This window comes from Porifericola rhodea (assembly GCF_030506305.1).
Taxonomy (GTDB): Bacteria; Bacteroidota; Bacteroidia; order Cytophagales; family Cyclobacteriaceae; genus Catalinimonas; species Catalinimonas rhodea.
Genome location: NZ_CP119421.1, coordinates 783,518 through 805,782, shown reverse-complemented (window position 1 = coordinate 805,782; position 22,265 = coordinate 783,518). Strand labels below are relative to the sequence as shown.

At 42.7% G+C, this 22,265-nt stretch carries 14 protein-coding genes; 5 read left to right on the top strand and 9 right to left on the bottom strand.

Translation table 11 applies throughout. From position 1 onward, the window contains the following. Positions 1 to 9: 9 nt before the first annotated feature. Positions 10 to 2,253, bottom strand: a complete 2,244-nt coding sequence (locus PZB74_RS03460) for a hypothetical protein (protein ID WP_302240800.1) — start codon at positions 2,251 to 2,253, stop codon at positions 10 to 12. Positions 2,254 to 2,361: 108 nt separating this feature from the next. Continuing rightward, a complete protein-coding gene (locus PZB74_RS03455) occupies positions 2,362 to 3,384 on the bottom strand; it encodes a DUF3500 domain-containing protein (protein ID WP_302240799.1) in 1,023 nt (340 codons plus the stop codon). Positions 3,385 to 3,516: 132 nt separating this feature from the next. On the opposite strand from PZB74_RS03455, the gene PZB74_RS03450 reads away from it, so the two are divergent. The 3 genes from PZB74_RS03450 (at position 3,517) to PZB74_RS03440 (ending at position 9,011) form a co-directional block, all read left to right on the top strand. Continuing rightward, positions 3,517 to 4,791, top strand: coding sequence for an AGE family epimerase/isomerase (locus PZB74_RS03450; RefSeq protein ID WP_302240797.1), 1,275 nt, complete (start codon positions 3,517 to 3,519; stop codon positions 4,789 to 4,791). A 553-nt stretch (positions 4,792 to 5,344) separates the two neighbouring features. Next, positions 5,345 to 5,779 (top strand): Dabb family protein, encoded by a 435-nt coding sequence (locus PZB74_RS03445; RefSeq protein ID WP_302240795.1) that lies wholly within the window; start codon positions 5,345 to 5,347, stop codon positions 5,777 to 5,779. 76 nt (positions 5,780 to 5,855) lie between these two features. Then, positions 5,856 to 9,011: a DUF5107 domain-containing protein gene (locus tag PZB74_RS03440; protein WP_302240794.1), complete on the top strand. Its 3,156-nt coding sequence runs from the start codon at positions 5,856 to 5,858 to the stop codon at positions 9,009 to 9,011. Between the two features lie 4 nt (positions 9,012 to 9,015). On the opposite strand, the gene PZB74_RS03435 is transcribed toward PZB74_RS03440, so the two are convergent. The 4 genes from PZB74_RS03435 to rsmA all read right to left on the bottom strand — a co-directional run bounded on the left by PZB74_RS03435 (position 9,016) and on the right by rsmA (position 13,114). Further along, entirely contained in the window at positions 9,016 to 9,858 is an 843-nt protein-coding gene (locus PZB74_RS03435; RefSeq protein ID WP_302240793.1) for a pentapeptide repeat-containing protein, read from the bottom strand. Positions 9,859 to 9,946: 88 nt separating this feature from the next. Then, positions 9,947 to 10,876, bottom strand: coding sequence for a 2-hydroxyacid dehydrogenase (locus PZB74_RS03430; RefSeq protein WP_302240791.1), 930 nt, complete (start codon positions 10,874 to 10,876; stop codon positions 9,947 to 9,949). A 97-nt stretch (positions 10,877 to 10,973) separates the two neighbouring features. Further along, positions 10,974 to 12,329, bottom strand: a complete 1,356-nt coding sequence (gene mgtE / locus PZB74_RS03425; RefSeq protein WP_302242744.1) for a magnesium transporter — start codon at positions 12,327 to 12,329, stop codon at positions 10,974 to 10,976. After that, positions 12,329 to 13,114 (bottom strand): 16S rRNA (adenine(1518)-N(6)/adenine(1519)-N(6))-dimethyltransferase RsmA, encoded by a 786-nt coding sequence (gene rsmA / locus PZB74_RS03420; protein ID WP_302240789.1) that lies wholly within the window; start codon positions 13,112 to 13,114, stop codon positions 12,329 to 12,331. Before rsmA ends, mgtE begins: the two co-directional genes overlap by 1 nt. Positions 13,115 to 13,224: 110 nt before the next feature. On the opposite strand from rsmA, the gene PZB74_RS03415 reads away from it, so the two are divergent. Together PZB74_RS03415 and pdxA are read left to right on the top strand one after the other, a co-directional pair. Beyond that, a complete protein-coding gene (locus PZB74_RS03415; RefSeq protein ID WP_302240787.1) occupies positions 13,225 to 14,661 on the top strand; it encodes a leucyl aminopeptidase family protein in 1,437 nt (478 codons plus the stop codon). 44 nt (positions 14,662 to 14,705) lie between these two features. Continuing rightward, positions 14,706 to 15,734: a 4-hydroxythreonine-4-phosphate dehydrogenase PdxA gene (gene pdxA / locus PZB74_RS03410; protein ID WP_302240785.1), complete on the top strand. Its 1,029-nt coding sequence runs from the start codon at positions 14,706 to 14,708 to the stop codon at positions 15,732 to 15,734. 7 nt (positions 15,735 to 15,741) lie between these two features. On the opposite strand, the gene PZB74_RS03405 is transcribed toward pdxA, so the two are convergent. The 3 genes from PZB74_RS03405 to PZB74_RS03395 form a co-directional block, all read right to left on the bottom strand. Beyond that, a complete protein-coding gene (locus tag PZB74_RS03405) occupies positions 15,742 to 17,178 on the bottom strand; it encodes a rubredoxin (protein ID WP_302240784.1) in 1,437 nt (478 codons plus the stop codon). A gap of 103 nt (positions 17,179 to 17,281) precedes the next feature. After that, the gene (locus PZB74_RS03400) at positions 17,282 to 20,797 is read right to left on the bottom strand and encodes a nitrate reductase (RefSeq protein WP_302240782.1); all 3,516 of its coding nucleotides are present in this window, start codon (positions 20,795 to 20,797) and stop codon (positions 17,282 to 17,284) included. 79 nt (positions 20,798 to 20,876) lie between these two features. After that, entirely contained in the window at positions 20,877 to 22,253 is a 1,377-nt protein-coding gene (locus tag PZB74_RS03395; RefSeq protein ID WP_302240781.1) for a NarK family nitrate/nitrite MFS transporter, read from the bottom strand. Between the last annotated feature and the right edge of the window lie 12 nt (positions 22,254 to 22,265).

Below are 22,265 nucleotides of genomic sequence, written 5' to 3'. Positions count from 1 at the left end.
TTATAATAGCTATGGGATGAATGTAATTTTTTTAACCTGAAAAGGATCGTCTTCACCGTTCAAATAATACTCCATAACTCTTGTACTATTACTGGGACTGTTAGTGAACGTAATAAACCTTATTTGAATGTCTGCTGCTTCCCCTGAACTTGTCGTTATGAATACCGAACAGTTATTGGAAGACTCTTTCTGAACCCATTTCCAATTTATTTCAGTGGATAAAGAGTAACTAGTTTCTCCACCACGTATAATTACTTTAAGTTGTGCTCCCTTTGGTAGGTTAGCAGCCATACTATAATCTGAATTCATATTGAAGTTACTATTTTTTTCAGTCAGAATATTAGTGCCATAAAAGCCAGATGTAGGATAGGTAATTAAGTTTGTTAATTTATAGATAGTTTTCTCCTTAAAAGCCTTCACGTATTTTTCAAAATCAGCTAGAGTAATGGTCTTACCGAGCTCTTTGTACTTGGATATGACTGTTGTACGAATGGCAGCCAGATCCAGATAAAAAGCATTATTAATCAAAGCTGAACCTAATACCGGATTGTCCAGTGTGCCGTCAGTTTCCAGATCTTCGCTGATGTTTCTAAGTAATTCCTGTAAAGTTCCGGTACTTTCGTAGCCCTGAAGAATGGCTGAGATGGCTAGCAGTATCGCTCCTTCTGCATTATTCTGTGTAATGTCAAAATGCTCAGAAAGCGTAGTAATATCATCCTGTATTTCAAATACTGCCAGCACTTCTTGCTGTGCTTGCTGCTTAGCATCCGCAAAGCTTAGCCCGGAATTTACCAGATATTTTACCCTCGGAGCTTCTAGGTAGGTTAGTACATTAACATTGATTTTGTCGTTGGCTGAGAGGTCAGTATAAGCAGTGAGCTGTAGTTCACTTTCTGAAGTCTGCTCGTTGATGAAATCATAGTAATAGCCTTTGGTTTCGGCTATTGTCCAGGGGTAATCTACTTCTATTTCTCCCTTTTGATAAGCACCCTGGCTATTGCTGGTCTGTGCGCTAAAGCTTTTCTCAGTTTTGTTCAGACCGGAATCCAGTTGTGTTAAAGTGAATGAAGCCCCATTGGAAAAAGGCCCAACTTGCAGATAGCCAGAAATAGCTGTAGCCCAAGGGTAAGTCTGATTAGTGACAGAAAAAGGTGTTTGATAGTCACCTATGGTTAGTAAAGCGGAAAGCTGTCCACTCCAATTTAAAGGAGAGTTTAATTTAATTTGCAATTCATCACCATCACTTACATAAGCCGTGTCCTGGCCTACACTTTCACCATTTAAAAGCAACTCACCTTCGTTAACTTGGGCGATGGCAGGAAAAGGCAATCCGCTTATAGTAACCTTTTCAGAGAGATAAGTTGTATTACGCTCCGCATTTTCTACAGCTGCAAAGACAAATTCATCGGGTGTATTATCATCATCTTTGTTCAGTATTCCATCACCATCACTGTCTACGTACTGTTCGAAATTGGCGATGCTGGCTTCTACACCCAGTTCTGCGTATCTTTCTACCAGATGTTGACGGATAGCCAGTAGGTCAAGATTAATAGCATTATGCTTAAGCGCGCCTTTTATTTTATTAGAGTTTACAACTCCATCTTCTCTCAGATCTGTGCTAATATCTGCCAGCAGTTCTGAAAGCTGTGCAACTGTATTCTCTCCCTGAAGAATAGCTGAAATGGCCAGTAGGATAGCATTGTCTTCACCTGCCTGCGAGATATCCAGCAGTTCGGAATGTTGCATATCTTCTTTTACAATGCCGAAAATGGCTAAAATTTCCGATTGAGCTTGTGCTTTGGCTTCCAGAAAACCTTTGCCCTGATTGATAAGAAAAAGTACCCGGTCTTTTTCCAGATGGGAGAGAATATTGACATTGATTCTGATATCGGTAGAGACATTGGCCAGCGCATAGAGCGTGAGTTGTGCGGCAGATTTTTCACCTTTAACTTCATCATAATAAAATCCAGTAGCAATCAGTTGGAGGTTAGTATAGTCCAGTTGACTGGTTTTGATGAAGAAAGAACCACGGTTATCAGTGATCTGGGTAGTAAAAGTTTTACCGGTAGCGGCCAGCGAGTCATCCAACTCTGTGATAATTAAAGTGGTTCCGTTAATGAACGGCCCCTTTTGTACATAGCCAGAGATATCTACATTCTTGATTGGTTTGTTGAGTTCTTCTACTAAAGTTTCTTCTTTACAGCTAATTACAAAAAGAAATAATAGTGAGGTATAGAGTAAGTTTTTAAACATAGGGCTAATCTTATTGCTTCCAACAAAATTAGAGATAGCCCCTATTCTTATTTTAACAAAACTGCTTATACCTTACATAATATAGAGATGTTAGTGAGTTTCAGTATTTTATTTGTGAGCTTCCTCGTAATGAGATTTGAGGGTGTTTCCACCAAAATCATTTCTCAGATCGCGAATAACTGTGTGTATATGGTTAGCATTATTTTGTGTGTTATCGTATTCCAGTACAAAACTTGGTCCATGGATTCGGTAATAGTGCTTTGCTCCCGGCTCAATACTTCCTGCCCAGGCAAAATAGACTTCATCTTTCTCCGCATTGATAGTTGATAAGTATTGCTCTGCTATTTGGGGTAGGTGGACTCTATAATAAAGCTTAATTAAACCCATCAGTTGATGCTGCTGATTGTTGTTGAGAGAAGTAAAAACAATACCTTCAGCCTTGTCTAAGGTAGCTTTTTCATTGTTTCCTGTGACTATATCTGGGTAGGCTTGTTCTGCAATAACTGCCTCTTGGCGTTGTGGTTCGCTTAATGAATTAATGAAGGTACGGGCGAGGTCTTCTTCCGGTTTAAGTATTCTCCATCCTTTGTGTGGACCAGAAGGAACTCTGGCAGGGTTAGCCCCAAAAAAAGTAGGTGTAACGGATACAATTTCGTCACTGACAGACGAAAAATTCAGCGAAATATGGTGGCCCTCAAAGCGCCATCCCCAGACTTCATCTTGTACAGGTTTGCCAAAAATAGAAAAGTAGTAATTATTGGGGTCACGATAACTATCATCAGATCCCCTTCCCTCTACGCTACGCAGTATTTCTTCTAGTTTTCTAACATTTTGAGCTTTTTCGTAGCCTTGCTCGCTAAGCGATGCACGCATTAGTGTAAAAGCAGCTTCTCTTTGTACCTGCTTCATATCCTTAATGGGGAGGCCTTTTCTAGAAACGGGAGTGTAGTTCCAGTTAAAACGTTCTTCGTCCGAAAACTTAAAGATTACATCATTTTGCTGGTGTTCATCCAAAGTTGCCAAAAAGCTTTGTGCAGCGGCAAGTATAGTGGGTTCAGATTCATGCTGAATATTCTGGATAAAGACGAAGGCTACAAAAAGTATAGTGGTAGTGTAGAGTAGCTTTTTCATGTTGTTATCTTTTAGGTCGTGTGTGATCTCAATTTACAGAATAGTTTGCTCAAATAGCATTTTTGCATAAACTCTCATTGGTTTTCTTTTGCCATTCGCTTAGCTTTAATAACTACTAACAACCTAAAATACATGAATACACAGCAATTGAATTCATTTTTGCAGGAAGCGGAGTTACACCTTAAGCAAGAGCTTCTTCCCTTCTGGCTTAACCGTAGCAAAGACGAAAAATACGGTGGCTTTATCACACATTTTGATCAAGATGGTAAAGACTCAGGTACTAATGAAAAATCTTTGATAGCACAAACTCGCTGTGTCTATACTTTCGCTTCTGCTCACCGTGCTGGTTATGGAGAGGGTAAGTGCCTGGAGTACGCCAGGCATGGGGTAGACTTCTTAATTAACCACATGTGGGACCGTGAGTATGGTGGGTTTTACTGGCTGTTGGATCGCGAAGCAAATGTGACGATAGACGAAAAAGTGCTGTACGGACATAGCTTTGCTATATATAGTCTTTGCGAATATACCTTAGCTTCAGGGGATGCCATAGGTTTGGAATATGCCTGCAAAGTATTTGACCTTATACAAAAATACTGCGCTGATACTATGTATGGCGGGTATTTTGAGATGTTTGAACGAAACTGGCAACTTAAAGGGCCTGGCTCAGCAGGAGGCGACCGTAAAACGCTGGATGTACACATGCATTTGATGGAAGCATTTACCAGTTTATATGAATGTAGTCAGTTGCCTATACACCGCCGTAAGCTGGAAGAGGTAATTCATATTATGCTTAAGCGAATTTTACACCCTAAGTACAAAACCGGTATTCCTCAATTTTATGAAGACTGGAGCATAGCACCCCAAATTAAATTTGATATTGTATGGGGCTGGGATAGGTTTACGGAAGAAGGAGCAAAAAAGCAGGCAGATGATAATACCAGTTACGGCCATAATGTGGAGTTTGCATGGCTTTTTACTCATGCTTTACAGATCTTAAAAACGGAAAAAGAAGAATATACAGAAGTCATTAGAGCTTCCTACGATCATGCGCTGGCTCATGGTATAGACGAAAAGTATGGGGGCGTATATGTAGAGGGTTCACACGCTGGTGAAGTATATGACCAAGAAAAAGAGTTTTGGCAGCAGGCAGAAGTTCTTATTGGAATGCTACAGGCTTACCTTACTTTTGGCGAAGATAAATATCTGAAAGTGTATGAAAATGTGCATCGCTTTGTATTCGGCAAAATGATACATCATGAAGTGGGAGAGTGGTGGCCTTTGCTAAGTAGGGAAGGTGAGCCTATCTGGACTCATATGAGCCACTCCTGGAAAGTAAACTACCATACCGTTCGTGCAATGGTACAGTCAATTATACGGCTGAAAAAGATACTGGATAAACTGAATTAATTATTCAGTTTATCCCAATCCAGAAGGTAATCGGGCAATTCAATAATCGCCGAACTTGTTTTTTCTTTCAATTTACTATTCAAAAGTGTTGAACGCTCAGAATAAGTAGTAAGGCAAATTGCGGCCCACAATAATAAAAGTAAGGTAATTCTGATTTTTAATTCCAAAGCAGATCTTGTACTCATATCTCACAACTTTTTAGGTAATAGCTTAAAAAATCTTATTTATGTAATTTTATATAAAAATAGTAATATTTACGAAGTGTAGCAATAAAAAGTTATACTATTAATCAAATAAATATAAAAATATTACGATTAGCTGAGGGTTTAAACGTTGGTATTACCTTGATTTAAATATTATGTACGTATACAAGCACCATTCTGTTTAGGTAAGTTTCTGCGCTAAAATGTAGATAAAAGCCATATGAGTACTAAATAGATGTGCAATGTCTTATGATTGCCGTAAAAAATATTGTAAACTAAGCTCATTACTTGACAAACATTAGAAGGCATAAATACCTTCAACCATACATTATTAACCAGCCTTAATTTTTATGTTCAGAAATATTGCTGCTCTTATTTTTTTGCTAATTCTCGGGGCTTGTCAAAACCAGCAGGAGGGAGAAAAGGCCACCAGGGTAGAATCTAACCCCAAAGTTACTCCCGCTATGGAGGAAGAGGAACCTGCCATTCAGCGGATTGTAGCTTTTAAATTTAAGGAAGGGGCTACCAAAGAAGCCATAAATCAACATATGCGGTATTTTGAAGCACTTAGCGACTCTATTCCACAGATTCTTTCTTATCGTGCAGGAAGCACCTTTCCGGTAGATTATGAAAGTACTGCTGACTTTGATGTGCTGCACTACAGTACCTTTTCTTCTGAAGAAGATATCAAGATATACTTTGAGCATCCCGCTCACCAACGTTTTATCAAAGCAAATCAGGCAATCTGGGATAATGTTACTGTCATAAACGCTCGGCTAGATTAAAATATTTTACTATCAGACACTCTAGTCTGATCCTTTCCAACAAATTGATATACAAATACTTATAATGCTACTCAGTATGTGTTTTTATCCATTCTCTGGGAAAATCTGTAGATTTACCTACCTCACTCTTAGTCTGTTATTGGCTCAGGTAGTTAGCCTTAAAGCCCAAACGGCTAGTATTAGCGAAGAGGAGGTCATGATAAAAACATATGACTACTCTACGCCCAACCCACTACCTTCTCTGGCTTTTAACCCTAAAATATATCCGTACCACCAATATACTGGCTATAGCAACGAAGGGGAAGATAAGGAATGGAAGGTGATTACTTTAGAAAATGAGTATATCAAAGTACAACTACTACCCCAAGCAGGGGGTAAAATCTGGGGAGCAATAGAAAAGGGCAGTGGAGAGGAATTTATTTACAGGAATGAAGTGATGAAGTTCAGAAACATCGCTATGCGTGGACCCTGGACTTCAGGAGGTATTGAGTTTAATTTTGGCATTATTGGTCATGCGCCGTCTACTGCATCGGCAGTAGATTACCATATGGAAGAGCACGCAGATGGTAGTGTTAGCTGCACGGTGGGTAGTATTGATTTACCCTCTCGTACCCAGTGGAGAGTTAAAATTATTCTCCCAGCAGACAAAGCATACTTCAAAACGGAGACTTTATGGTATAATCCTACCCCTGAGCATCAGGCTTACTACAACTGGATGACCGCCGCTGCCCTTGCCTCATCAGATCTGGAACTATTTTATCCGGGTAATGCATATCTGGGACATTCGGGAGATGTGCACCCCTGGCCTATAGATACTGAAGGAAGAAAGCTTTCTCTTTATCAGGAAAATAATTTTGGCAGCAATAAATCATATCATATTGTGGGTCAGTATCACGATTTTTTTGGAGGGTACTGGCACAACAAAAATTTTGGTTTTGGACATTGGTCACTGCATAATGAGATGCCAGGTCAGAAACTCTGGATCTGGGCACTTTCTCGTTCAGGTGGTATTTGGGAAGACCTGCTTACGGATACCGATGGGCAGTATATAGAATTTCAGGCTGGGCGACTCTTAAATCAGTTTGCACCTGCCGCATCTAACAACCCTATAAGTGAAGTAGACTTTGGGCCTTATGTTAGCGATAAGTGGGAGGAGCTTTGGTTTCCGGTAAAAGAGATTGGCGGTATTAGTGAGGTATCACCATCAGGAGCTGTACACCTGAAGCAGAACAATGGAAAACTGAAACTGGGCTTTAATGCCTTTCGTCATGTAAACGATAGCCTGAAGCTTTTGGTAGATGATGAACCAGTTTACCAGCACTTAATAACTTTACAGCCTACAGAAGTATACCAACATGAGTTAAGCCTGAAGGAAGGGTATAAAAAGCTAAAAATTAATCTCGGAGACGAACTCATCTATTCAACGGAAGTAGAAGAGGCTCAAAAGCTAAAAAGGCCTTTTGAAAGCTCAGATCTACCTCAGCCTACTGAAGCTATGCGTTTGCTGGCAGAAGGACAGGAAATGGTCAAAAATAGAAACTATGTTTCGGCAAAAGAGAAGCTGGAAGCTGCGCTTAAAAAGGAACCAGCATTAATGGCAGCTCGCCTTTCGCTTGCAAAAATATATTACAAATATGCACTGTATGAGCAGGCTCTAGAGCAGGTCAACTTTGTTTTGAAAGCAGATACTTATGACTTTGATGCCAACTACCTGGCGGGCATTATCTATCAGAAATTAGGTGATCAGTTTAACGCTCTTGAAACTCTAGGCTGGGCAGCTCGCTCTATGGAGTACCGCTCCGCTGCATATACACAAATGGCAGAAATTTATCTGCAAGTAGAAGACTGGTCTCTGGCAAAACACTATGCTCAGCTGGCACTTGATTATAATACTTATAATATAAATGCGCTACAGGCACTGGCGGTAGCTTATCGTAAGTCTGAGCAAACGAACGAAGCCGAAAAAGTAATTTCCCGAATTCTAGACCTGGACCCTCTAAACCATTTTGCCAAATTTGAGCAGTACCTGCTTCACACTACTAATGAAAATCTACAGATTTTTAAAGCAGGTATCCGCAGTGAGTTCCCGGAGCAAAGCTATCTGGAAACTGCTTCTACTTATTTGAAGATGCAACGAGAAGAAGAGGCTATTGCGGTACTTCAGGAGGGGCCTGCTCAGGCACTAATTAGCATATGGCTTGCTTACCTGCATCGTGAAGATGAAATCCAAAGCAGTAAGTTTTTAGAAAGTGCCATAAGTCAGGAGGCAGATATGGTAGCCCCTTATCGCTCTGAGAGCCTTATAGCACTAAAGTGGGCTGCTGGTCAGCAACCACACTGGAAGCTAAACTACTATCTGGCTTTAAATTATTGGGCAAAAAACCAAAAAGAGAAATCAGCAGAGCTTTTCAGGGCAGTAGGAGAGCAGGCAGGTTTTGCCCCTTTCTATTTAAGTAGGGCTGTCTTACTACATGAGTTGGAAGGTGTTGATCAGGAAAATGATCTGAGAAAAGCCATAGCCCAGAATGATAAGCTCTGGAATAGCTGGCACCAGTTGTTTCAGTATCTGAATCAGGGAGAGCAGCATAAAAAAGCTTTGGCAATAGCAAAGCAGGCATATCGTAAGTTTCCGGATAATTACGTTATAGGAATGGATTATGCCCAGGCGCTATTAAACACTGAGCAATATACTGCCAGCACCAAACTGCTAGCTCAACTTAATGTATTGCCTTACGAGGGAGCTTCTGAAGGAAGAGCGATTTATGAAAAAGCTCATCTTTATGTTGCCCTACAGCAGGTAGAAAAAAAGAGATATACCCAAGCTATTGAAGCGGTAGAAGCCTCACTGCTTTGGCCCGAAAATCTGGGAGTAGGTAAGCCCTATCAGCCAGACAATACTAAACAGTATTTACTTCTGTCGCACCTTTATCACAAAGTTGGTAAGCCAGAAAAATCTAAAGAGGCACTCCAAAGATTGATTAGAGATTTTGAAGGTCAAGATATTAAACCAAATATAAATTCAATATTGGTGCTGGAAGCGCTGCATAGAGCCGGTGGGCAGAATCAACTGGATGAGGTATTAAGAAAACTACAAAGTGCCACTACTCCTCATGCTCAGTGGGTATTAGGGGTGTGGGAAAATAATACAAATGCGCAAAAAAAAGCAGAAGCTGAAATGAAAGAAGGAGATTACCAACTTCAAAAGGACATTATGCAAGTGCTGAGAAAGTAAAAGGTTAACGCAGAAGTAGTTCGCCGTGCTGCTCGCTTATTTGCGCCATAAGGCCATCATCTAGTTTAGCCTGATGCAGCGTTTTAGCTTCTGTAAGCTGCTCAAGTGTCAGGCCATCTACTCCCCTTAGGTCGGCTTTGTATAGGTTGGCGTTTTTGAAACTGGCACCTACCACATACGCACCTTTTAGGTCTGCTTCCATCATAAAAGCATTTTCAAAGTCTGACTTAATTAAGAAAGCAGATTGCAGATTAGCCTTAATTAGGTAAGCGTTTTTAAAAGATGAGCCACTCGCATAAGCATGAGTAAGAATAGCCTGATTTAGGCTGGAACCATCAAAGTTGGTCTGGTTCAGGCGAGCAGCTTCCAGATTACACTGTACCAGATTGGCGTAGGTAACATTGGCATTGTTGAGATTTGCCTCTTTAAGGATGACATGGCTAAGGTTGGTACGGGTAAGGTAGCACTCTACCAGATTGATGCTGTAAATTTTCTCTCTGTTAAGCCTCTTGATATTACCCACTGTACGAAAAGCCGCCTCTTCTGATTTCCAGGTACGGAAATCCTCAATTTCGTCTTTGTAGGTACGGATAGCCTGGCTTTTTTGTCCTCTTTCATTAAGCCAGTAAATTAAAATACCGATCACGGCAATATCAAAAAGCATTCCGTGGGCCTCTGCCAGTACCTGTCCCCAGAAGTTATGGAATTCGCTCTGGTAATACCCATAGCTAAGCCAAAGTACTGGCACAGCCAATACCAACAGCACCAGCAGCGATATAGTAACAGGGCGCTCTATGAGCGATCTGTATCTTTCTGATATTTGCTTGAAAAATCCTGACTGTTTCATACTGGTGCCAACCAATTAGCTTGCAATTTAACATCCGGGCTCAGGAATTCAGTTTTGAAATGCAGGCAAAAATCACATGCTACATATCTCAGTCCAATGCTTTGATTTTGCTTACCAAAGTCTGATTGATCTTCTCATATGATTCAAAAGTCCACCCTCCCACATGCGGTGTAAAGACCACTCTATCTGAGTTTATCAGTTGATCAAAATAGTACTGTTGATCAGTAGTAAGTTTGCCTATTTTTTCATTTTCCAGCACGTCTAATGCCGCGCCTTTTAGTTTACCTGATGCCAAAGCCTCGCTTAAAGTTTTTAAGCTAACATTTTTACCACGGGCAGTGTTAAGAAAAAATATATCTTTTTTAAAATTCTGAAGAAACTCGTGAGTAATCATAAAGTGAGTTTCATCAGTAAGGGGAACGTGCAAGCTTAAAATATCAGCCTGTTCAAATATTTGAGCCAAGCTGGCCTCTTGTGCAAACGCATCTCCATAAGCAGTTTTATATTTGTCGTACGCCAGCACCTGTACGCCAAAGCCCTGTAAACGACGCGCAAAAGCCTGCCCCATAAAGCCGTAGCCAATAATTCCTACAGTTTTGCCCATAAGCTCTACTCCACGATTACCTTCCCGGTCCCACTTAGCCTGTCTTACCTCCCGGTCAGCGGTGTGTACTTTGTTAAGCAGTGTAAGCAGTATTGTGATGGCATGCTCACCCAGAGCATCTCGGTTACCTTCCGGCGCATTTAATACAGCAATGTTTTTCTCTTCCAGCAAAGCTACATCCAACTGGTCCAGCCCCGCACCAGCCCGGCCTATCCATTTCAGCTTAGTAGCTTTCTCAATAATCTCTTGATCAATAGCAGTTTTGCTTCTGACAATCAGTCCTTCGTACTTATGAATGCTTTGGATAATTTCCTGCCTGTTGATCGTAGGGCGGTAATCTACCTTCCAGCCAACCTCCTCTAGTAAAGGAGTAATACTTTCGTGCATTAGATCAATAATGAGGCAGGTTTTCATGAGTAAGAATTTGATAAAGGGTGTACAATAATGAATGCGCGGATAAAATTATAACAATCGTAGCACAATACCAGCAGTTGCTTAAAGATGAGCAACACTAAAAGCCATATAGCATATGAGCTACCGAAAAATACACAGCAAGCCCTAGCAGGTCGTTTGCCGTGGTGATAAAAGGACCGGAGGCAAGTGCCGGATTGACTCCCAGTTTGTCAAGAATCAGCGGGGTAATGGTGCCCATAAGAGAGGCTAAGAGTACTACACTAAAAAGAGCGATGGCTACGACGGCTGCTAAGGTCAGTTTTTCTCCAAATAAGAGATTGAAGGCAAAAACCAGGGCGGCCAGTGCCAGTCCGTTTATAATCGCTACCAGCAATACCTTTCCTAACCTTTTAGCCAGGCTATCGCTAAATACCGAAGCATTAGCGAGACTTTGTACCACCAGCGAAGAGGACTGTATGCCTACATTACCGCCAGTCGCAGTAATAAGAGGAATAAAAAAGGCCATAGCAGGTACCAGGGCAATATCTTTTTCAAAGATTCCTATAAACTGGGCACCCAGCAGACCACCTACCATACCAATTACCAGCCAGGGTAAGCGTGCCCGAGAGAGTAGCCAAACACTGCCACTTCGTTCTTCCACATCTTCAGAAATACCGGACATCATCTGACGTTCCTGCTCGGCCATTTCGGTAATTACGTCTACCACATCATCAATGGTAATTCGCCCTACCAGTCGGTTCATAATATCTACTACCGGAATAGCTTCCAGGTCGTATCGGCGCATTATATCGGCAACTTCCTCTTCTTCCAGATAAGTTTCTACAGACACGACCTCTTCATCGTAGATATCTGCGACTCTGGTATTATCGTTAGAGAGGATAATCCTCTTTAGAGAGACTTTACCAATCAGATGGTTTTGTTTGTCTACTACATATACCGAGTAAATTTTCTCTACATTTTCTGCCTGCCTGCGAATTTCTTCTATACACTGCTGTACGGTCCAGTCAATATTTACTTTAATAAGCTCTTTGGCCATAAGGCCCCCGGCATGGTCTTCTTCATAGCGGATCAGGTCTTTAACATGACGGGCTTTCTCAGCATTTTCCATCTTGTCAATGACCTTCTCTCGGGTCTGTATAGGTAGGCGGTTAAGTATGTCGGCGCCATCATCAGAGTCCAGGTAGTCTATAAAGCGGGCAATTTCTCCGGAGTGAAAATTTTTAAGAAAGGCTGTTTGCTGTTCTTCCTCAATTTCAATGATTACATCGGCAGCACGCTCCTCGTCCAGTAGTTTGATCACATACTTGGACTCTTCGGTATTAAGCTCATAAAGCACAGTAAGTATGTCGGGAGGGTTTGCATCCTGCATACTCTCTCTGACAGACTGCATTTCGTCCCGGCTGATGGCTTCTCTAAGCCACTCCAGGTACTCCTGCGATACTTCAAAATGCATTATGGCTCCTGTTTCCAAGACTCTTCTATTTTAAGCGTGAGTTCTACAAAATCATTTACTGATAACTGTTCTGCACGTAAATCTAAGGTATTAAGCTGCCGAATTGTTTCGGGCAAATTTAGAGGTTTCAGTGCGTTGCGCAAGGTCTTGCGGCGCGTTTGAAAGCTTTGTTTCACCACTCTGCGGAACAGCTTTTCATCGCAGGCCAGAGCTTTGGTAGCATTACGCCGGAGACGAATTACCCCCGAGCGTACCTTGGGAGGAGGGTTAAATACACCGGGTTCTACAGTAAATAAATAGTCAATATCATAGTAAGCTTGCAGCAGCACACTAAGAATACCGTAGGTCTTACTTCCGGGGCCTGATTTGAGCCGGTCTGCCACTTCTTTTTGCAGCATGCAGACTACCTCTGGCACCTCATTTTTAATGTCCAGAATCTTGAAGAAGATTTGAGACGAGATGTTATACGGAAAGTTTCCAATTATGGCAAAAGGAGTTTGTACCAGAGACTCCAGATCTGTTTTAAGAAAATCTTTAAAAAAAATGCGGGGCTTTAGCATGGGGTAGTGCTCTTGCAGGTAGGCTACAGACTCACTGTCCAGCTCAATTACAGAAGTGGTAAAACGTTCGTCCTGCACCAGAAACTGGGTAAGCACCCCCGTACCAGGACCTATTTCCAACACTTGCCGGTAATCGCTGTGCAATGTCAGGCCGTCCACAATCTTAGCTGCTATGTTCTTATCTTTTAAAAAGTGTTGCCCCAGGTGTTTCTTCGGTCTGACCACAGTATTTCTATCAGTTTAGTTCTAAAAAATGCCTCCGAGAGAAAGATGCTGAATAATCATCTTTATTAAAAAAGCATTGTTAAATTGCGCCGTAAAATAAGGGATTTTTTATGTCAGTAAAGCTAAAACAGGCCAAAGAGACAAAAAAAAACAAGCCGTTGGCCGTATTACTTCAGCAGCCAGATGATGCCTCAGGCTACTGCCGAAACCAGGAAGAAGAGGCTTACGTAAAGCGTAAGCTGGAAGAGAATGCTGAAGTGGTTTCTATCAATCAGTACGAACGTATGTTGTACTTGATAGCACCAGCCCACTCCAAATCTGGACATCTAAAAAAGGAGCATTTTCGGAAGATAGGTTATAAGCTAGCGCAGGCAGCTCGCAACGAAAAGCTAAGCAGCCTTTACCTTTACAGTAGCCATAAAGAAGATGCCACCGACCTTATGGCTGTGGCGGAAGGTCTCTTGCTCTCCCTATATCAGTTTAATCAGTACAAAAGCACTCAGGATAGCAGAGCAGTTCTTGAAATACTTTATCTGTGTAGCCCAAAGCTGGATAAAGTAGAGCTAGAAGAACTGGAACATGTGGTAGCAGGTACCTGCTATGCCCGTGACCTGGTAAATGAGCCTGCCATAGCACTAAATGCTGTATTACTGGGTAAATCATTAAAAAAGGCAGGTAAAGATGCCGGTTTCAAAGTGGATGTACTTGGAAAGGATAAAATAAAGGCACTAAAGATGGGAGGCCTGCTTGCGGTTAATGCGGGTAGTGTTGACCCTCCTACCTTTAATGTTTTGGAGTACAAACCAGCTAATGCCATCAACAAAAAACCTTATGTGTTGGTAGGCAAAGGCGTAACTTATGATACTGGCGGTCTTAGCCTTAAGCCTTCAGGTTCCATGACGATCATGAAGTCCGATATGGGTGGTGCCGCGGCGGTTGCCGGACTGTTTACAGCAGTAGCAAAAAGCAAACTGCCTCTGTATCTGGTAGGCTTGATTCCTGCAACTGATAACCGCCCCGGAGGAAACGCAATAACGCCAGGAGATGTCATCAGCATATCTGATGGTACTACGGTAGAAGTGCTCAATACAGATGCTGAAGGGCGGCTCATACTAGCCGATGCATTGGTATATGCCAAAAAGTATAAGCCTGAGCTGGTGATAGATTTGGCAACACTAACCGGTGCAGCAGTTATGAGCCTGGGTAAAGAAGGTGCGGCTGTTATGGGCAATGTGGATGAAGCACAAATGCTGGCACTGAAAGAAGCAGGAAACCAAACCTATGAGCGCCTTGTTGAATTTCCGTTGTGGGATGAGTACCGAGATCAGCTAAAGTCTGACATTGCTGACCTGAAAAATATTGGGGGGCGTATGGCGGGTGCCATTACAGCGGGCATGTTTTTAAAACAGTTTACAGACTATCCCTGGATACATCTCGATATTGCGGGTACTGCTTACCTGGAATCTCCGGACCATTATAAAGGAAAAAATGGTACCGGGGCGGGCGTAAGACTTTTGTATCAGTTTTTTAAATCTCTGGCGAAATAGAAATTATGGAAAATACAGAGTTGGCAAGCAAGCCTCAGAAGATCATGCGTAAAAAGAAAGGAGAACTTCCTGTTATCGGTATTAGCCTGGGTGACTTTAATGGTATTGGCCCGGAGGTTACTATTAAAGCACTGGCAGATAAACGGATGCTCAATATGATGACACCTGTAATTTTTGGTTCGTCCAAGGTTATGTCGTTTTATCGCAAGAGCCTTAACCTGGAAGATAGCTTTAATTTTATGACGATTAAGTCGCTGGATGAAATCGCCTATGGTAAAGTAAATGTGATCAACTGCTGGAAACAGGTATTGGTAGAAGCCGGAAAAGTTACCGATGAAGCTGGTGAAGCTGCCTGGGTATCGCTAAAAACAGCAACTGAAGCATTGCAGGAAGATTATACTGATGCTATAGTTACCGCACCTATTAATAAACACAATATACAAAGCGAAGCTTTTAACTTCGCGGGGCATACGGAGTACTTTGCCCAGACTTTTGGTGCTAAAGATATGCTGATGATGATGGTACATGACCAGCTGAGAGTAGGTGTGGCTACTGGCCATATTCCGTTAAACGAGGTAAGTAACCATCTGACCAGAGACTTGGTGCGCCGTAAGCTTAAAGTAATGGAGAACTCTCTACGTCACGACTTTGGTATTCTTAAGCCTAAAATTGCAGTGCTGGGCCTTAACCCTCATGCTGGCGAAGGTGGGCTGCTGGGCTCAGAGGAGGAGGAGATTATTAAGCCGGTAATTGAAGAGCTAAAAGATGAAGGCAACCTGACTTTTGGCCCCTATCCTGCTGATGGGTTCTTTGGTGTAAATATGTACCGAAAGTTTGATGGAATACTAGCTATGTACCACGATCAGGGCCTGGTAGCTTTTAAAACACTGGCTTTTGAGCAGGGAGTAAACTTTACCGCGGGGCTGCCTGTAGTGCGTACCTCGCCTGACCACGGCACGGCTTACGATATTGCCGGTAAAGGTGAAGCCAGTGAAGTGTCTATGCGAGAAGCACTCTACCTAGCCTGCGATGTAATTAAAGCACGAGGTGAGCATATGGCTGAAGAGCAGTAAAAATCATCTAGTGCTTGTCTATCAGTTGCTCAATCTTTTTAAAACCTGCTTTAGGACTGCCACAAACAGAGCAATGGTAGGTATCTGGTAAAAGTGAAAATGGAGTGCCAGCGGGAATTTTAGCGAGGGTATCTCCATAAGTTTCATCATAAACACTCAGGCAACTACCACACTGGAAAATCAGCTTTTTAGACTCTTGTAAAGTGTAGACCTTTGGTGGTGTACTACTACTTTTTTTTGCGCTCAACTGTTCGTAATACTTCTTGCTCAGCTCTATTAGTAATGCAGGTATAATTTCCCGGTTAATAGCCCTTGAATAATAGTAATAGTCAAAAAAATTAGGGTTAAAATTTTTGGCGTACAGAATATTATACAAATAGGGTTCATCCTCTTTTTCGGGTTCTATTCGCTCAATCACTACAGATGTGAATAATACCACATGCTTACGGGTTTTAATAGTAAAAGATAAACCGTATGTACTAATATCCTGCTGGTCTAGTGCGCGTACCAGATAGTTCTTAAGCTCCAGTGCATCCTGGTCGGCCACTGGCAGGTGCCAGTTTAATTCCAGTGAAGAGTGGCGCATATTGATACCGTACATCCCCAGTATCTTCTCCCACTCCAGCTTATCTTTTTCTAACACACCTTTAATAAGTATGGATTTCCAGGGCGTAAGGCAGATGATACCGATATTTGTTTTTAGACATTGGTTGCAGAACACTTCTAAAAATTTGATAGTGAAGCGGTTATTTCTCCAATAAAGCCCCATCCAGTATTTATCACTTTCTGTACGGTTAATCCCCTCAAAATATGGAAAAGTCATTTCCGGGTATTCTAAAGGCTGTTCTAAAGCACGGGTGTTAAATTTAACTCTGGATTTGAGCTCAGTATAAATGTCTTTAAGGGGTATGTTGTTTTCTACCGGCTTCAACTGCTCTATGGCTTTGGCCACCTTTGCCAGGTCAAAACCATAGATAAGCTCCGGACAGCACCAGGGTTTGTTGTCAAGCGCAGAGTAGCGTAAGTAGAGGTACCAGTAGTTGTCTATAGAAGAAGCAATAAAATTGATGTTACCTGTAAAGAGAGGAACCATACCCTGCGTAGGGTCTGTAATATTAATTTTATGCGATGGTCTGTAGTCAAAGCTATCCAGTACATAATGGTAAATATGGGGTGCAAGCCATGAAGTAGAAGGCATAACGTCTAGCGTAACGTAGGAGCTTACAATGTTTTCCTGATGCTTGTTTTCATACTCATAGCTTAGGGGTAGCTGATGTAGTAATGACTGTATCTTCTCAATATTGCCGATACGGATAGGAAAAAGAATATCCTGACGTGCTCCCAGGTGCACGTAGTCTGAGCCCAAGCCCTGAGCTACTTCCAGCACTTTGGCAAAATCTCCGGGAGAGATTATTCCTCCTTTAGCAAAAACTCTTACCAGCATATGCTTAAATTATATCTTCTTGATTAGTTCTAAGGTACACAATTAGTCACAAACTGGGCTATGCCAGTTTATATGAGTTCTACTGAAGAGCAAAAACTATAGATCAGGCTTTTACCATCAGCTTTTCTTCAATCAGGGATTTGAGTTCAGGTTTACAACTGCCACAACCTAAACCGGCTCCGGTAGTCTGGCAAAGTGCGCGCAGCTCTTGACAGCCATCTTCAATAGCTTCTGTAATGTTCCCCTGCCCCACATTTCCGCAGGAACATACCAGCTTGCCCTTAACTACTTTGGAGGCGCCATTGCCACGAAGTAGCTTATCGCGCATTTCTCCAAGCTCTGTTTTGTCTTCTATCAGGCTTTTGTATTCGGCAAATTCAGACTTGTCACCCATAAGTATGGCACCTACCAGTCGGTCTTTATGGATAATACACTTTTTATAGTAAGCTTTAGACTTATCCAGAAAGAAAACTTCTTCGTACTCATGGCGTTGCTGATGCGGTATTTCCGGAATCCCGATAGAGCATAGATCCAGATGAGAAAACTTGAGGATATTCATGGGTACAGAACCATGATACATGCTCAGCGGATCACCGGCAATATAGCGTGCAGCAGTATCGGCCTGCTGTTCAGCAGCAGCTGTAATACCAAGCATCTTTTCTCTGTGTTCAGCTATTTCGCCCAGTGCAAACACTTCGGGGTCAGAAGTTTGCAGGTAGTCATTAACCTGAACCCCACGCCCACACTCCAGCTTTGCCTCTGAAGCCAGCTCAATATTAGGGCGGGTGCCAATGGCGTAAACGACAGCATGACAGTTGAGTGATTTACCACTTTTTAGCCTGACCAGAATATTCTCCTGAGGAGCATGCTGTTCGATAAACTGTACCTGGTCGTTCATATACAGCTGTATCCCCATCTCTTCTACTTTTTCTCGCAATAAATTACTGGCAGTATGGTCCAACTGGCGTTGCATCAGGCGAGATGCGAGTTGTATGATGGAAACTTTCACATTCATTTCCAGCAGGGAAGCACCAAGCTCCAACCCTAGTAAGCCTCCACCAACAATAATGACTTCTGGCTGGGGAGGAAGATAATATTTAAGCTTGTCAGCATTGTCTCGGCTTCGCATGGTAAAGATTCCGGGATAATGCATGGGCACATCTGTGGGTACAAAAGCCCTGCTTCCGGTAGCCAGTATCAGTATATCGTAATTATGCTGCTTGGCCTGGGCATCAGTCAGGAGTTTATTTTTTCGGTCTATGGAAGCAATGGCGTTGGAAGGATGAAGTTTCACATTTAGCTTATCAAATTCTTCCTCAGTTTTAAATTTCATCAGGTCGTGCCATGCCAGAGAGTCATTAATATACTCTGGCAGTAGTACACGATTGTAAAAAGGGTGTTCCTCTTTAGAAAAGACATGAATTTCATCTTGCTGGTTAAGCTCTCTGTAGGTAGTGATAAAGCGGTAGGCAGAAGCTCCAGCACCTACGATTACAATTTTCTGCCTGGGTTTGGACACTTTGGCTACTTGTACTGCAGAAAACTTAAAATCAGGTTCTTTAGATACTGGGTCGTAGAGGTTATTGGTCAGGTTATTGGCACGCCCAAAGTCGTTTTGCAATATTTTTCCCCAGTGCATAGGCAAAAAAACAACTCCTTTTTTAATGTGGTCCGTTACTTTTGCTTTCACTTTTACCTCACCTCGTGCACTGGTAATTACCACCACTTCATCTTCACGGATATTTCTTTTGCGGGCATCTGAGGGATGAATCTCCAGAAAGGGTTCACTGATATGTTTTTTTAGTTTTTGGACTTTGCCGGTACGAGTCATGGTGTGCCACTGGTCACGAATACGTCCGGTAGTTAAGATGAGCGGGAAGTCTGGTGTCAGTACTTCTGAGGGAGTAGCTGCTCCACGGGATTGAATCTGCGCCCGCTGGTTAGGCGTATAAAATTTTTTGTCTTCAAAAAGGCGAGGAGTACCGGAGTGTCCTTTTTCAGGAACAGGCCATTGTACACTCCCTTTTTCTTTCAACACCTCATAGCTTAATCCAGAAATATCAATCTGAGTGCCTTTGGTAAGAGCGCAGTGCTCCGCATATACTTCAGCTACTGAATGATAGTTAAAGCCATGATAGCCCATCTTCTGCGCAAAGCGCCACAATATTTCAGCATCGGGTAGGGCCTCTCCAGGAGGTGATATAGCTTTTTCCAGATAGCTTATCCTTCTTTCAGAGTTTGTCATGGTGCCTTCTTTTTCCAGCCAGCCAGCGGCGGGGAGTACCAGGTCAGCATAGGCAAGTGTATCTGAGCGCTTAGAAATATCCTGTACAACCACAAAAGCTGCTTTTTCCAGTGCTTTTTCAATTTTACGAGCATCTGGCAGGCTGACCAGTGGGTTGGTACATATAATCCAGATGGCCTTCATGCTACCTTCTTCCAGGGCGTCAAACATCTGAGTAGCGGTAAGCCCCGGTTTGGCAGCAATACTTTTTACTCCCCAGAAATCCGCAACCTCCTGCCGGTGCTCAGCATTCAGGAGATTACGGTGAGCCGCTAACAGACTAGCCATGCCTCCTACTTCTCTTCCGCCCATTGCATTAGGCTGGCCAGTAAGAGAAAATGGCCCTGAGCCTGGTTTGCCAATATGGCCGGTGATCAGGTTTAGGTTGATAAGCGCCAGGTTTTTATTGACACCAGAAGCGCTTTGGTTTAAGCCCATAGCCCATAAAGTGAGAAAGCCTTTGGCATTACCAATATATTTGGCAGCAAGGCAGATATCATCTATAGGTACGTCGCAGATAGCGGCAGCCTCCTGCAAAGACTTCTGCATGACTTCTTTACGATAAGCTTCAAAGCCATCGGTATGCGATTTAATGAAAGCGAGATCAATATCTCCCTGCTCTATCAGGCAGCGGCCTATAGCGTGGTAAAGTACTGTATCGGTTCCCGGACGAATCTGAAGGTGCAAGTCTGCCAGCGCGCAGCTTTGCGTCTTTCTGGGATCTACTACTACAATTTTGGCTTCGGGATGAAGTTCTTTATGCTTTTCTATTCTTCGGAAAAGGATAGGATGGCACCAGGCAGGATTGGCACCCGCGATAAAAAAGCAGTCTGCCAACTCAATATCATCATAACAGATGGGTACGGAGTCTTCGCCTAAAGTTTCAACATAAGCGGCTACGGCGGAGCTCATGCACAGGCGCGAGTTGGTATCAATATTATTTGTTCCCAGAAAGCCTTTAGTAAGCTTATTGACCAGGTAATACTCTTCTGTAAGGCACTGCCCTGATACATAAAAGCCCACCGAGTCCGGTCCATAATTTTGTATGAGAGACTTAAATACAGCAGCAGCTCTACCTAATGCAGTATCCCAGCTTACCTTTTGCATAGGTGCCGATCGGCTCCAGCGCATCTGTGGAGAAAAAAGTCGGTCACTACGATCTTCGGCTACATAGTGGAGGTTCATCCCCTTAGAGCAAAGCATGCCTTTGTTTACTGGGTGTTCCGGGTCTCCACTGACACTCAGCTTCCCCTGACGGTCTTTTTCGACAATAATTCCACAGCCTACACCACAGTAGGAACAGGTAGAGCGATAAGAAGAGGGTAAGTTTGTCATAGGGTGCAGGTCTATCTGAAAAGAGAAAATGAAGCCTGCCGCTTACTAACAACAGGCCTCCTTCTATCTACTATTATACTTATGCTACTACTGGCTCCAGAGTAAGTTTTTCGTTTTTGCTAGCCAATGCGTGGTCCATTTCTTCTTTAGCCTCTTTTTCTGCGGCAGTAGAGAAGCGTACTGCCAGGGTAAGGCTAGAGACACAAGCGACAACAATACCCATAATCAGGAGTGCTTCGGGGTAGCTCAGGCTTTCAGATTTAAAAAGAAATCCTGCTGCTACTGCTCCGGCGTTTCCTCCTGCCCCTACAATTCCTGAAATAGCACCCACCGCCTTTTTGTTGACAAAAGGCACAACAGAGTAGGTAGCACCTTCGGACATCTGTACAAACAGGCTAAAGACAATCATCGTTAGAATGGCTAAGGGTAGAACGCTCATTTGTGAGAAGAGAATAAGTGCTGCGCCTTCTATTAAAAGCACTGTTCCGAGGAAGGCTACTCGTCCCTTCAGTCCCCATTTGATTCCTGCTTTGTCACCAAACAAGCCTCCCAGAGAACGGGCAAATATGTTCATCAGTCCGAATAGTCCGGCAATAAGTCCTGCCGTTTTAAGATCCAGGCTGAAGTAATCGTGGTAATAAATGGCTGCAATATTATTGATCGTTAATTCTACACCAAAGCAAGCTCCATAGATAAGAAATAGCGCCCAAACCCTATAGTCTTTTAGGGCTGCTTTAAAAGCGCCTTTGCTCTCCTGGCTTTTCGCATGGAATTCAGGGTCTTTCTTTTTAAGGTCTTTCAGGTTGCCTTCAGGAAAATCAGTGGTGTATTTGTAGTACAATATTCCGCAAATGATCAGGGCAATGCCCGGCACTACCATGGCGTACCTCCAGGCTGTTGTGTCCAGAAAGCCTAAGCCTACAAAGGCTGCAAAGATAAGGGGCATTATCATCTGTGTTACTCCACCACCTAAGTTTCCCCATCCTGCCGTCGTGGCATTAGCTGTACCGACTACATTGGGAGCAAACATCATAGAAGTATGGTACTGAGTGATGACAAACGAAGCGCCAATAACTCCAATTGCCAGGCGAAACATTAGGAAGGACTCATAGCTATTGCTCAGGCCAATGAATATTACAGGTATAGAGCCTAAAATGAGCAGATAAGTATAGGTAATTCTTGGCCCGATTTTATCGCAAAGCCAGCCTATGGCCAAGCGTGCGAATACGGTAATGGCAACCGAAGAAATAATGATATTACCAATCTGAGATTTGGTGAGTTCCAATTCCTCACGTACCACTGCCATTAGAGGAGCTATGCCAAACCAGCCGAAGAAGCATAGAAAAAATGCGAACCAAGAGAGGTGAAAAGCCCGCATATTAATCGTCTTCAGGCTAAATAAGTTGATGGACGTAGCTTTGCCAGAAACCATCGCTTTTTTTGCTGTAGTTTTCATATTAAATGATTT